Origin of the sequence: Martelella limonii (assembly GCF_013344475.1) — a bacterium.
In the GTDB taxonomy this organism is placed as follows: Bacteria; Pseudomonadota; Alphaproteobacteria; order Rhizobiales; family Rhizobiaceae; genus Martelella; species Martelella limonii.
Genome location: NZ_JABUOU010000004.1, coordinates 24345 through 37287, shown reverse-complemented (window position 1 = coordinate 37287; position 12943 = coordinate 24345). Strand labels below are relative to the sequence as shown.

The 12943-nt window shown below is 62.7% G+C and carries 12 protein-coding genes and 1 riboswitch; of the genes, 3 read left to right on the top strand and 9 right to left on the bottom strand.

Features of this window, described 5'->3' with window-relative positions; all coding sequences use genetic code 11:
• Nucleotides 1–6: 6 nt before the first annotated feature.
• The 3 genes from HPQ62_RS10115 to HPQ62_RS10105 form a co-directional block, all read right to left on the bottom strand.
• A complete protein-coding gene (locus HPQ62_RS10115) occupies nucleotides 7–1044 on the bottom strand; it encodes an aldose epimerase family protein (RefSeq protein WP_174802432.1) in 1038 nt (345 codons plus the stop codon).
• Between the two features lie 57 nt (nucleotides 1045–1101).
• Complete coding sequence (locus tag HPQ62_RS10110; protein WP_174802431.1) at nucleotides 1102–2034, bottom strand: homoserine O-succinyltransferase; 933 nt, start codon at nucleotides 2032–2034, stop codon at nucleotides 1102–1104.
• Nucleotides 2035–2086: 52 nt separating this feature from the next.
• Nucleotides 2087–2164, bottom strand: a riboswitch (SAM riboswitch).
• Nucleotides 2165–2203: 39 nt separating this feature from the next.
• Entirely contained in the window at nucleotides 2204–2833 is a 630-nt protein-coding gene (locus HPQ62_RS10105; protein WP_174802778.1) for a LysE family translocator, read from the bottom strand.
• A gap of 150 nt (nucleotides 2834–2983) precedes the next feature.
• Here HPQ62_RS10105 and HPQ62_RS10100 point away from each other — a divergent pair, with 150 nt between their 5' ends.
• Nucleotides 2984–3187 carry a heavy-metal-associated domain-containing protein gene (locus HPQ62_RS10100; protein WP_174802430.1) on the top strand — a complete coding sequence of 68 codons (204 nt, stop codon included), beginning with the start codon at nucleotides 2984–2986 and terminating at the stop codon, nucleotides 3185–3187.
• A 52-nt stretch (nucleotides 3188–3239) separates the two neighbouring features.
• A complete protein-coding gene (locus HPQ62_RS10095; protein WP_174802429.1) occupies nucleotides 3240–5717 on the top strand; it encodes a heavy metal translocating P-type ATPase in 2478 nt (825 codons plus the stop codon).
• A 71-nt stretch (nucleotides 5718–5788) separates the two neighbouring features.
• On the opposite strand, the gene HPQ62_RS10090 is transcribed toward HPQ62_RS10095, so the two are convergent.
• The gene (locus HPQ62_RS10090) at nucleotides 5789–6646 is read right to left on the bottom strand and encodes a C40 family peptidase (protein WP_174802428.1); all 858 of its coding nucleotides are present in this window, start codon (nucleotides 6644–6646) and stop codon (nucleotides 5789–5791) included.
• 3 nt (nucleotides 6647–6649) lie between these two features.
• On the bottom strand, nucleotides 6650–8023 hold the full coding sequence (locus tag HPQ62_RS10085) for a leucyl aminopeptidase family protein (RefSeq protein WP_174802777.1): 1374 nt from the start codon (nucleotides 8021–8023) through the stop codon (nucleotides 6650–6652).
• A 128-nt stretch (nucleotides 8024–8151) separates the two neighbouring features.
• Between HPQ62_RS10085 and HPQ62_RS10080 the strand changes: the two genes are divergently transcribed.
• Entirely contained in the window at nucleotides 8152–8940 is a 789-nt protein-coding gene (locus HPQ62_RS10080; protein ID WP_174802427.1) for a tetratricopeptide repeat protein, read from the top strand.
• A 143-nt stretch (nucleotides 8941–9083) separates the two neighbouring features.
• Here HPQ62_RS10080 and HPQ62_RS10075 read toward each other — a convergent pair whose 3' ends face one another.
• From HPQ62_RS10075 to HPQ62_RS10060, 4 genes are all read right to left on the bottom strand, one after another.
• Nucleotides 9084–9950, bottom strand: coding sequence for an SDR family oxidoreductase (locus HPQ62_RS10075; protein ID WP_174802426.1), 867 nt, complete (start codon nucleotides 9948–9950; stop codon nucleotides 9084–9086).
• Nucleotides 9941–11080 (bottom strand): tRNA epoxyqueuosine(34) reductase QueG, encoded by a 1140-nt coding sequence (gene queG, locus HPQ62_RS10070; RefSeq protein ID WP_174802425.1) that lies wholly within the window; start codon nucleotides 11078–11080, stop codon nucleotides 9941–9943. The genes HPQ62_RS10075 and queG overlap by 10 nt, the downstream gene beginning before the upstream one ends.
• A gap of 65 nt (nucleotides 11081–11145) precedes the next feature.
• Nucleotides 11146–11838, bottom strand: coding sequence for a glutathione S-transferase family protein (locus HPQ62_RS10065; RefSeq protein ID WP_174802424.1), 693 nt, complete (start codon nucleotides 11836–11838; stop codon nucleotides 11146–11148).
• 117 nt (nucleotides 11839–11955) lie between these two features.
• On the bottom strand, nucleotides 11956–12795 hold the full coding sequence (locus HPQ62_RS10060) for an undecaprenyl-diphosphate phosphatase (RefSeq protein WP_174802423.1): 840 nt from the start codon (nucleotides 12793–12795) through the stop codon (nucleotides 11956–11958).
• Nucleotides 12796–12943: the final 148 nt, after the last annotated feature.

Below are 12943 nucleotides of genomic sequence, written 5' to 3'. Positions count from 1 at the left end.
GGCGCCTCAGGCCTGGGGCTTCTTCACCTCGCTCTTGCGGAAGACGTAGTCCGTTTCCTGGCGAAGGGTTTGGCCGGGCCTGAGGATTGCGTTCGGAAAGCCCTGCTGGTTGATCGCATCAGGCCAGACCTGGGTTTCGAGACAGAAACCGGCAAAGGGCCCATAGGGAAAGCCGCTCAGGCCTTCCGGGGTCTCGTCCAGCTTGAAGGCGGTGTAGAACTGCACGCCGGGCTCGGTGGTCAGGACATCCATGGTCACGCCGGAGGAGGGGGACCGCACGCTGATCACCGGGCGCTTTTCGCGGCGTTCGGACGACAGGCAGAAATTATGGTCAAACAGCACCTGCCGGCTGTTGGGATAGTCCCGCTTCATCGGCTGGCTCTTGCGGAAGTCGAAGGGGGTATCGGCCACGGGCCGGATCTCGCCGGTCGGGATCTGCCGCTCATCCGTCGGCAGGTAGTGGTCGGCGGCGATCATCAGCTGGTGCTCCAGCGTGTCGGTGCCGTTGCCGAGATTGAAATAGCTGTGATTGCAGATATTGGCGATCGTCGGGGCGTCGGTCGTGCTCTCGTAGACGACGGAAAACACGCCGCGCGACTTCAGTTGGAAATGCGCGCGGATCGTGCAATTGCCGGGAAAGCCGCCGCGGCCGTCGCGATCGACAATCTTGAGCGTGACCCTGTCGTCGCCGATCTCCTCGAATTCCCAGAGGCTGACGCCTGTTCCATCGCTGCCGCCGTGGAGGTTGGTCACGCCGTTCTCGTTGCGATCGACCTGATATTCCTGACCATCGATCGAAAACCGGCCATCGGCGATGCGGTTTGACGAACGGCCGGGCGTGGCGCCGAAATAGGGCGAATAGTCGAGATAATTCTCGAAATCGTCGAAGCCCAGAACCAGCGCATGGGAATGACCTTCAAGGCGCAGATCCTGCACCACGGCGCCCCAGTTGAGAATATTGGCGGTCAGGCCGCCCCCGGAGATCGTGACCCGGGACACGGTCTCGCCGTTACGGGTCGTGCCGAAGGTTTCAGGCGCATTCATGTGACTTCTCCGCATAATGTATTGCGGCGCGGATAGTGCGCCGGATTGGCGAACGCTTCAAGCGCCCGCCCGGTCTTGGCCGATTTCTTCCAGATGATACGGCGTCGTCTGGTAGACTTCGTTGATCCAGTTGCCGAACAGCAGATGCGCATGCGAGCGCCAGCGGTTCTGGGGCGTTTTCTCAGGATCGTCGCCGGGGAAATAATTATGCGGCAGATCGACAGGCACATTGGCCTCGACATCGCGCCGGTATTCGTCGCCAAGCGAGTTGGAATCATATTCGATATGATTGAACATGTAGAGCCGGTTGGCGAAATCTTCCTGGGCGAGACAGGGGCCGACAGTATCGGAATCGATCAGGATTTCGACGCCGTCAGCCTTGGCGAGGTCTTCCCGGCGCACCTCTGTCCAGCGCGAAACCGGCACCTGGAAATCGTCGGAAAACCCGTTGAGATAGACCGAGGCCGGTTTCAGGTTGCGGTGGCGGTAGACGCCGAACGCCTTCTTCTCCAGAAGCGCCTTCGGCACGCCATGAAAGTGATAGGCGGCCGCCATCGCGCCCCAGCAGATATTCATCGTCGAATGGCAGTTCGTGGTGGTCCAGTCGAGGATCTGCTTGAGCTCGTCCCAGTAGGTGACCTCCTCGAAGTCGATGGTTTCCACCGGCGCACCGGTAATGATGAAACCATCGAACTTGCGATCCGAGACCTCGTCCCAGGTGTTGTAGAACGACAGCAGATGCTCGATCGGCGTGTTCTTGGCTTTGTGACCGCCGACGCGGATCAGCGACAGTTCGATCTGCAGCGGCGAGGCGCCAAGGAGGCGCGCGAACTGGACCTCGGTCTTGATCTTGTTCGGCATGAGATTGAGCAGGCCGAAGTGAAGCGGACGGATATCCTGCCGCTCCGCAACCGTTTCCGTCTTGACCCGCACGCCTTCCGCAACCAGCGTTTCGTAGGCGGGCAATGTGTCTGGAATCTTGATCGGCATAATCGCACCCGTACAAACAGAAAACCGGCCGCGTACAAATCGCAGGCCGGGGGCTTCCGCTCGCTCGGCCCTTTAGCGACTTGTTTAACGTGGCTGCAAGCCGGCCGGCCAAATCACCACGAAGAAAAAGCTAGATAGCGCTGCAAGGGGCAGACGTCAATCTTTGGGCTCAGCCGGCCCGGCGCCAGGCTGCGGTGGCGATCCCCATGGCCACGAGCGCGCCCCCGCCGAGCCGGGGAAGAAGCGCCCTGACGGAAGGCGAGGAGAGGCGTGTCCTCAACCTGTCGGCAAGCAGTGCGTAGGCAAGCGTATTCACCGCTGCAAAGCCGACAAAGGTGGCAATCAGGATCGCAAATTGCGGCACCAGGCTTGCATGCGGGTTCACGAATTGCGGCACGAAGGCGATGAAGAACACGATCGATTTCGGGTTCAGCGCCGTCACCGTCAGTGCGTTGAAGAATACATGGCGCGGCGAGAGCGTGACTTTTGAGGAGTCCGGCACATCTTCGCCGATCGCCTTGCTGCAAAAGAGCTTGATGCCGAGATAGACGAGATAGGCCGCGCCCACCCATTTCAGGAGCAGGAACAGCTTGGCGGAGGCCAGCACCAGTGCGCCAAGACCGGCCAGCGACGCCGTCATGGCGATGAAATCGCCGAGTGCGACGCCCGCGACCGTTGCCAGCGCCACCCGGCGTCCCTGGCTCACCGCATAGCTCAGCACCAGCAGCACCGTCGGGCCGGGGATCAGCAGCAGCGCGGTCGAGGCGGCGGCAAAGGCGAGCCAGACATGAAGGTCCATCATGCATCTCCTGTTCGGTTTCATCGATCAAAGACAGAGACAATCCGGTTTTTCAAGATGATCGCTTGCTGAAAATTGCACGGCACCTCTTGACCTTCCAGCAACTGGAAGCCCCACCTTGCGATCACAACAACGATCAGGAGAACGACGATGAACGAGAAGCTCAACATCAAGGGCATGGGCTGCGGCGGCTGCGTGACGAGCGTGCGCAATGCACTGATGGGCGTTGCCGGCATCAGCAATGTGGATGTCAGCCTGGAAAGAAAGCAGGCCCGGTTCGAACTGGCAGCCCCCGCCACGCGGGATGACGCGGTCAAGGCGGTGGAAGAAGCAGGTTACGAGGTGATCGAATAAGGCCGTTGCTGCGGCCCCTTTTCGAGACACGGCGAAACGAAGGAACAGGACGATGGAACAGACGATCGCAACCCGCATGAGCCTGCCTGTCACCGGCATGAGCTGCGCTTCCTGCGTGGCGAATGTCGAACGGGCGGTCGGCAAGGTCGAAGGCGTCGAGAATGTCTCCGTCAATCTTGCCACAGAGCGGGCCGAGGTTCTGCTGAAGGATCCGCTTGCGGGCGCGGCCGTCGTCGAGGCGATCGAAAAGGCGGGCTACGGCGTCGAGATGACGACGCTGGAGCTCGGGATTTCCGGGATGAGTTGCGCATCCTGCGTCGGCAATGTCGAAAGGGCCCTGATGCGGGTGCCAGGCGTTGCGGAGGCGCATGTAAACCTGGCAAGCGAACGGGCCACGGTCAGGACCTCTGCCTCAGCCAGCGCATTGGTGGCTGCGGTCGAAAAGGCCGGCTATGAGGCGCATCCCGTCAATGACCGCGCCGGCGAGGCCGATAGCCAGGCGGACCGCAGGGAAAGGGAACAGGCGGCGCTGAAGCGCGATTTCTTCGTTGCGCTCGCCTTCACCCTGCCGCTGTTCGTACTGGAAATGGGATCGCATCTTGTCCCGCGGCTCGGGCACGGGCTGATGGCAGCCGTCGGCACGTTTCCGCTGCATATCCTGTACTTCGTGCTGGCGACGATTGTCGTTTTCGGCCCCGGTCGCCGCTTCATCCGCCATGGCGCTGCTTCGTTCAGGCGGCTTGCCCCCGACATGAACGCGCTGGTGATGCTGGGCTCGCTTGCGGCCTGGGCCTATTCGACGCTTGCGACCTTCGCGCCGCAGCTTTTCCCCTCCGGCGCCGCGCAGGTCTATTTCGAGAGTGCCGCGGTGATCGTCACCCTGATCCTGCTCGGCCGCTATCTCGAGGCGCGCGCCAAGGGGCGAACATCTGCGGCCATCACCCATCTGATGGGGCTGCAGCCAAAGACAGCGCGGGTGGAACGCGACGGCGAAACCCGCGACATTGCGATTGCCGACGTTGTTCGCGGCGATATCGTTGTGGTCCGGCCCGGCGAGCGCGTGGCGGTGGATGGCACGGTCCTCGAAGGCCAGTCGCATGTCGACGAATCGATGATTTCAGGCGAACCGGTGCCGGTGGGAAAGGGCGAGGGCGACGCCGTGACAGGCGGCACCATCAACAAGACCGGCAGCTTCACGTTCCGCGCGACGGCGATCGGTTCCGATACCGTGCTTGCCCGGATCGTCGAGATGGTGGAGACCGCTCAGGGCGCGAAACTTCCCGTGCAGGCCATGGTCGACAAGGTGACAGCCTGGTTCGTGCCGGCGGTGCTGGCGGCGGCCGTTTTGACCTTCATCGTCTGGCTGGTCTTCGGCCCCGCGCCTGCCTTTTCCTTCGCGCTGGTCAACGCGGTGGCCGTGCTGATCATCGCCTGCCCATGTGCCATGGGTCTTGCCACCCCGACCTCGATCATGGTCGGCACGGGAAGGGCGGCGGAAACCGGGGTCCTGTTCAGGAATGGCGAGGCCTTGCAGACCCTTCGCGACACGCGGATCGTCGCCTTCGACAAGACCGGCACGTTAACCGAGGGCCGTCCGCAGGTGACCGACATCGTCACGCTGGAAGGGTTTGACGATGACGCGCTGCTTGCGCTTGCCGCGGCCGTGGAGGCCGGTTCGGAACACCCGCTTGCAGAGGCGGTGGTGGAAGGTGCGCGGGAGCGAAAGCTTGATCCTGAAAAGGCCGAGGGCTTCGAGGCGGTGCCGGGCTTCGGCGTCGCAGCCTCGGTCGGCGGCAAACCCGTTGCGATCGGCGCCAGGCGGTTCATGGAAAAGCGCGGCATCGATGTGGCGACCCTCGATGACGATGCCAGCCGGCTTGCCGGCAAGGCGCGATCGCTGCTCTATATCGCCGTCGATCACCGTGCCGCCGGTCTGATCGGCGTTTCCGATCCGGTCAAGCCGTCCGCAAAGGCCGCGATCGCAGCGCTTGTTGAAAGCGGGCTGAAGACGGCGATGATCACCGGCGACAATGAAGCGACGGCGCGGTCGATCGCCGCCGAAGTCGGCATCGACACCGTGGTCGCTGATGTGCTGCCGGACGGCAAGTTCGCAGCGCTTCAAAGGCTCAGGGCAGCCCACGGCGCGATCGCCTTTGCCGGGGACGGCATCAATGATGCACCGGCCCTTGCCGCAGCCGATACCGGCATCGCGATCGGCACGGGCACCGATATCGCCATCGAGACCGCCGATGTGGTGCTGATGGCGGGCGATCTTGCGGGCGTCGTCAACGCGATTGCCCTTTCACGGGCGGTGATGCGCAATATCGCCGAAAACCTGTTCTGGGCCTTTGCCTACAATGTTGTTCTGATTCCCGTCGCAGCCGGCCTCCTTTATCCGGTGGCAGGCGTGCTGCTGTCGCCGATGCTGGCCGCGGCCGCCATGGGGCTTTCGAGCGTCTTTGTACTGACCAATGCGCTGCGCCTGAAGCGCTTCGGAAAAAGGCTCCTCGGTAGCGCGCGGCCGGCGTGATCGACAGACGCCGGCGGCATCCTTCCGGTGGGGGGGATATTCGAGCGGCCGATCGGGAAAGCCCCAGCGTCCTATTTCGCAGCGCGCAGATAGGAGGTCGGGTTGCCGTAGAAGGGGGCGATGCGGGTAATCGCATGGTCGAGGTTTTCCCGTGTGACGCGCATGGTGGCGCCATTGGCGTGCACCAGCGTCTTGGTATCCTCCATCAGCCCCACATGACCTTTCCAGAATACGAGGTCGCCGCGCTTCAGGGCGCGCCGTGTCACCGGTTCGCCATCCATCAGCTCCTGCATGTCGGAATCGCGCGGCACGTTCCGTCCCGCCATGATCATCGAGATCTGCACCAGCGCCGAGCAATCGAGCCCGAAACCGGAGCGGCCGCCCCAGAGATACGGCGTTTCGAGAAAGCGCAGCGCCGTCTTTACCGGATCGCGTTCGAACGGCTTGCCGACCGGAAAACAGTGATCGGCAAAGACGGCGGTGCCTTCTTCCGTCAGCAGATAGCGCGTACCCCGCACTTCCGCTTCGTCGACGAACACCATCCGGCTTGCCATGGAAAGCGCGGAAACCGGACTGAGCTTCAGGTCTGGCTCGGGATAGAGGAAGGTACGCGGCGCCGCGATCAGATGGGTCGCGGCCGGGTGATGACCCTCCGCAACCATATCCTCCGGCAGATAGCCGACATAGCAGTCGAAGCGCGACTGGACCCACAGCCAGCCATCCGCCCGCTCGAAGATGTCGACGGTTTCGCCGTAGAGCAACTGGGTGTCGAGGCCCGCCGAATGCGAAGGCTTGCGCCTCAGCGGCGCGACCGGAACGATCACCTGGGCTTGAACCGGATCGGCAAAGCGTTCCGACCTGACGATGCCGGAAAGCCGGGCGTCGGCAAGGTCGTCCCTGAATGCGTGCAGCCGGCGGTCGAGTTCCATGGGTCAGGCCTTGCGTATGGTTTCGAAAATGGCGCGGATCGCCTGTGCCTCGCCCCCGGCAGGGCCGAAGTCGCGGTCGTTCTGTGCGTAAGCGTAGATATCGAAATGGGCCCAACTGCGGGCGCGGCTGACGAACTGCTTGAGAAACAGCGCGGCTGTAATCGCTCCGGCCATTCCGCCTGCGGGCGCATTGGTGAGATCGGCAATCCCGGTCTTGAGCTTTGTTTCGTAACCCGCAAAGAGCGGCATGCGCCAGACCGGATCGCCGAGGCGGTTCCCGGCCTCGCCGAGCGACGCCGCAAATTCATCCGACGTTGTAAAGAACGGGGCGATGTCCGGGCCGAGGGCAACGCGGGCGGCGCCGGTCAGCGTCGCCATGTCGATCAGCAGATCGGGCAGTTCCTCATCCGCATAGGTAAGCGCATCGGCAAGGATCAGCCGGCCTTCGGCATCGGTATTGTCGATCTGCACCGTCAGGCCCTTGCGTGAACGGTAGATGTCGCCCGGACGGAATGCATTGCCTGCGACCGAATTCTCGACGCTCGGAATGATCACTCTCAGATCGACGTCGAGGCCGGCATCCATGATCATCAGCGAAAGCGCCAGCACATTGGCCGCCCCGCCCATATCCTTCTTCATCAGCGCCATGCCGGAAGAGGGCTTGAGATCGAGGCCGCCGGTGTCGAAGCAGACGCCCTTGCCGACGAGCGTGACGAGGCGCGCGCCCTTGCGGCCCCAGCGCATCTCCATCAGCCGTGGCGCCTTTTCGCCCGCACGGCCGACGGCATGAACGAGCGGGAAGCCCGCCGGAAGCAGATCGTCGCCGCGGATGGACTTGAACGATGCCTGGTAGTGGTTTGCAAGCGCTGAAAACACCTCTTCCAGATGGTCGGGCTGCATGTCGTTTGCAGGCGTGTTGACGAGATCGCGGGCAAGCGCGATGGCAGCCCATACCCGTTCGATTTCGGCAATCGCGACCCCTTCCGGCACGGCAAGGCGCACGGACCTGGCAGCCGGCTTCAGATAGCGCTCAAAGCGATAGCTGCCCGCAGCAAAGGCCGTCAGCGCAAGCGTGGCATCGCCCTCATGGTCTTCAAGCCGCCAGTCGCCTGCCGGCAGGAGCTTAGACAGGCGCCCGAAGACAAACGGATTTTCCCCTGAACCGAGGCCGAACAGGGCTCCGCCGAGCCCGCCTTCCGCGCCGGGAAAAAGCAGGCACTCTCCCTCTCGCGCGCCAAAGCCTGCGGCGGTCGCGAAGGCGCGGATATTTTCGGGCAACTTTTCCGCCGCAGACTGCGTTAGGGCGTAGAGCGGTCTCGTTTCCGCTTGAATGGGACTGAAGGGGCTTTTACGTTCGGCATACTGGAAGAGGGGCATGATCATGGCTCGGGTCTGGTCTGGCGGCTTATTTTCGCGGGAAATCGTTTTCTGTAAAGTATCCTGGGTCGGCGTCAGTGGTTCCATACCCCATATCATCGCTGAGAACAGACGGAGAGTGAACTGAGATGAAGAATTCTACCGGTCGTGCGACGCGCGCGGCGGCATTGCTTGCTGCAGGACTTATCGCCTTGTCAGGTTGCGCGAGCGTGCGCGGCAGCGGATCGTCAAATGGATCATATCGCACGGCGGAGGATTTTGCCGGACTTTCGCTCGCTGAGCAGACGCAGGTCAACTACCGTCTTGAGACCGCATTCCTCTCGCGCCCCAGCAGGCTCAGCAGCGCCATCGAATATTCGGAATATCTGAAGGCCACGGGCGATTACAACAAGGCGAACGAGGTGATGCGCCAGGTTGCAGCCCTCAATCCCGATTCCGGTAAGGCGCAGCTCTATTATGCGCGCTCCCAGGCAGCGCTCGGACACTTTCCGGATGCGCTCAGAACCGTCAGGAATGCCCAGAGGCTGAGCCCGAACGACTGGAGGGTCTACATGGATGAGGGCACGATCCTCGACCAGATGGGCAAGACGACCGAGGCGCGCATGTCCTACCGCAAGGCGCTCAGTCTTTCGCCGAACAATCCCGATGTGCTGTCGGCAATGGCGACATCCTATGTGCTGACCCATGATCTGACGACAGCCGAGAACCTTCTGCGCCAGGCCGTGGCAAGCCGTGATGCGGGGGCCGATGTCCGCCTCAATCTCGGTCTCGTGCTGGCGCTTCAGGGCAAGCAGGCCGAAGCGCAGGCGGTGGCAACCAGCGGCCTTTCTGCCGAGCAGGCCAGCAACAACCTGCAGGCGCTTGCCGCGGCAACCGCGCCAGGCGGTGCATGGGAGCGCTATTCGGCGGGCATGTAGGCCTCGTTCCGGACGGGCCGTGTCTTTCAAGCCTCTCCCGATGCCGGGAGAGGCGGCCTGCGATCCGAATGAACGTCACGGCGTTTCAGCGCGCCAGCGCTGGAACCTCTGCAGCGGCTCAGCAATGTTGCGCTGCGGGCCTGCTAGTAGGTCCGCATATCCCACATCTGTTTCAGCGATTGGCGATAATTCGGAAACTCGAACTCGTAGCCGAGCTTGCGCAGCTTTTCGTTGCTGACCCGCTTGTTCTCGCCCCAGAAGGAGCGCGCCATCGGCGACATGTCGGCGTCTTCGAAGGCGATTTCCGCCGGTGGGTCTATGCCCATCAGCCTTGCGGCTTCCGTGATCACATCCTGCGGGGGCGCAGGCTCGCTGTCGGTCACGTTGAATATCCCGCCGATTTCGCGTTCGGCTAGGAATGCAGCGGCATAGCCGATGTCTTCCACGCGGATGCGGTTGAAAACCTGACCTTCCCTGATCACCCGCTTGGCGGATCCGTCCATCAGTTTGCGAAACGGATTGCGGCCCGGCCCGTAAATGCCGGAAAGGCGCAGGATCGCGACCGGAAGACCGTGTTTCTCGCCGGTTTCAAGCCATTGTTCCTCTGCAGCAAGGCGCTGTCTCGACCGCTCGGATGTGGGGCGGCATTCCGATGTTTCGTCCACCCATGCGCCGTCATGATCGCCGTAAACGCCGACGGTCGAGAGATAGCAGAGCCATTGCAGGTCCGGCAGGTCGTTGTGGGCGTTGCGGCTTGCGATGTTGAGCAGGTCGTCGCCATCCGCGCCCGGCGGAATGGATTGCACAAGATGGGTGATCGAGGAGAGCCTGTGGCCAAGGTCCGGCACGATCGTCTCGCCGTCAAAGACGAAGGGCGTGATGCCGGCCTTCTTCAGGTCGGCGGCCTTTTCGGCAGAACGGGTCGTGCCGCAGACATGGCGGGTGGAGTGGGAAAGCGCCGCGGCGATCGCCTTGCCGGAATATCCGGCTCCGAAAATCATCAGATGCATAGCGTTTCCTCCTCACGTTTCCATTCCCTGCGCACGATCTCTTCACTGTCATGCGAGCGTGTTCTTGCCAATGCGGCAAATTCGCGGCCGGGCAGCAGGCGGGCGAGCGCCCAGACGGCCATGGACCGCACCGCCGGGCTCTCGTCTTCGAGCAGCAGCCTGCAGCGCGCCGCAAGCGTTTCGTCGCCGCTGTTTCCGGCGGCAATCAGGCAATTGCGCACGAACCGGTTCCGGCCGATCCGCTTGATCGGCGAACCGGAGAACAGGGCGCGGAAGGCCGTGTCATCGAGCGCCAGAAAATCGGCAAGAAGCGGCGCCTTGAGGTCGTCGCGCGCGATCAGCTTGATCTCGGCCGATTGCGCTGCGAACTTGTTCCACGGGCAGGCGGCCAGGCAATCATCGCAGCCATAGATGCGATTGCCCATGGCCGTACGGAATTCCAGCGGTATGACGCCGTGATGCTCGATCGTGAGATAGGAAATGCAGCGGCGGGCATCGAGCGTGTAGGGCGCCGGAAAGGCATTGGTCGGGCAGATATCGAGACAGGCCCGGCAGGAGCCGCAGTGATCGCGCTCCGAGGCGTCGGGTTCGAGCTCAAGCGTGGTGAAGATCGATCCGAGGAACAGCCAGGAGCCGAACTGCCGGCTGACCAGATTGGTGTGCTTGCCCTGCCATCCGATGCCCGCCTTCTCGGCGAGCGGCTTTTCCATCACCGGTGCTGTATCGACGAACACCTTGACCTCTGCGCCGGAGCGGGCGGCAAGCTTGCCGGCAATCTGCTTCAGCTTGCCCTTGATGACGTCGTGATAGTCGCGGTTTCTGGCATAGACGGAGATGTTGGCGCGGTCCTTCTGCGCCAGAAGCGGGCGCGGGTCTTCCTCTGGGCCATAATTCATCGCCAGCATGATCACCGAGCGGGCCTCGGGCCAGAGCTTCAGCGGCGAGGAGCGGCGCTCGAAGGTTTCGGCCATCCAGGCCATCTCGCCGAAATGGCCCCTGGCAATGCCTTCGGCAAGCGCCTGCGCTGCCTTCGGCATGTCTTCGGCGCGCGCAATTCTGCATTCGGAAAAGCCCTCGGCGCGGGCCTCCTTCAGCAGAAACGCTTTCAGCTTGTCAGATCCCTGGTTCATGCCGCCGCCATTTTCGCGGGTCGTCCGTTGATGGACGGCCTTTCCTCAAGGTGGCGCTTCAGGATCTAAAAATCCAGATCGGCATAATGGGAAACAGGCACAACGCCGCGCACCCGGTCGCCGAGCAGTGGGCGGAAGGCCGGGCGCGATTTCAGGCGCTGGTACCATTCCTTGGCGGCGGGCGCCTCGTCCCAGTTGATTTCACCCAGATAATCGAGCGCCGAGATCGCGCCGCCGGCGGCAAGATCGGCATAGCTCATCCGCTTGCCGGCAAGCCATCCGCGGCTTGCCGCAAGCCAAGCGATATATTTCATGTGCTGGCGGATATTGGCGCGGGCTGCGCGCAGTACCCGCGAATCGGGCGCGCCGCCGCCATATTCGGTGCTCATCTGCAATTTGTAGACGCGCTCCCGGCAGAGCGGGTTGGTGACGTCCTGTTCAAGCTTCAGCAGGAACCACTCGGTCAGCCGCCGGATTTCGGCGCGCTGGAACGGCTCTTCCGCCAGAAGCCGCCGCTCGCGCTGCAGCACGCCGTGGGTCTCGTCCATGAATTCGGCGATCACGAAGGGGCCGCAAAGCGCGCGCATGTTGTCGTCGACATAGACGGGAAGGGTGCCCGCAGGATTGGCGGTCAGGAAGGCCTTGCGTTTTTCCCACGGGCGTTCCTCGATCAGGTCGACCTCGAACGCATATTCGCCGATGACCAGGCGAATGAAGCGCGAGGCGGCGGACATGGGGTGGTGATAAAGCGTAGACATCTGGCTTCCGTCGCATCGGACACGGGAAATGCTGTCGGCCTTCAGCCGCCGCAAGACCCGGTCGTGGGATTGAATTCGCGCTTATCTAACCATCGAAGGATTAATGATGGGTGACCATCAGCCCGTTGCGCTGATGACGCCTGTCGAAAGCAGCACCAGAAGAAGCGCTCCGAGGGCCACGCGGTAGTAGACGAAGGGCATGTAGCTGCGCGTCGAGACCAGCCGCAGGAAGAACACGATCACGGCATAGCCGACGAAAAAGGCGATCACGGTGGCAAGCGCGGTCGGCCCCCAGCCGACGGGATTGTCTTCGCCGATCGACTTCACGAGCTGGTAGAAGCCGGAGCCGAAGACGGCAGGAACGGCAAGCAGGAAGGAATAGCGCGCCGCAGCCTCGCGGGTATAGCCCAGCAGCAGGCCGGCACTGATCGTGCCGCCGGAGCGCGACACGCCCGGGATCAGCGCCATCGCCTGGGCGAAGCCGAAAAGAATGCCGTCGCGCCATGTCAGTTGCTCGAGCCGGTAGCGCTTGGCGCCGATCCGGTCGGCAATGCCCATGACGATGCCGAAGATGATCAGCATGGCAGCGGTGATATAAAGATTGCGCAGCGAGGTCTCGATCGCGTCCTTGAACAGGAGCCCGAGGATCACGATCGGCAGCGAGCCGAGGATGATCAGCCATCCCATGCGGATGTCGGCACGGTTGTATCCGCTGCCGATCCGCAGGTTATGCCGGAGCCATGCTTTTGCAATCCGCATGATGTCCGACCAGAAATAGACGAGGACCGCAAGCTCGGTGCCGATCTGGGTGATCGCGGTAAAGGCCGCGCCCGGATCTCCGCCGGATGGCATGAAGGCGCCTGCGATGCGCAGATGGGCGCTGGAGGAGATCGGAAGAAATTCCGTGAGCCCCTGCAACAGGCCGAGAAAGGCAGCTTCGATCCAACCAAATGTCATGCGTGTCACCGCTCCGGCTTCTGGAACATATTCAGCGCATCACCGCGCCCCTGGCTTCGTAGCGGAAGCCGGCGGAATTGGAAAGCCGGACGGTTCGCGCGTGCATCGACCCGGCCCGCGGCAACAATTGCCGTCTGCGTTGACCTGG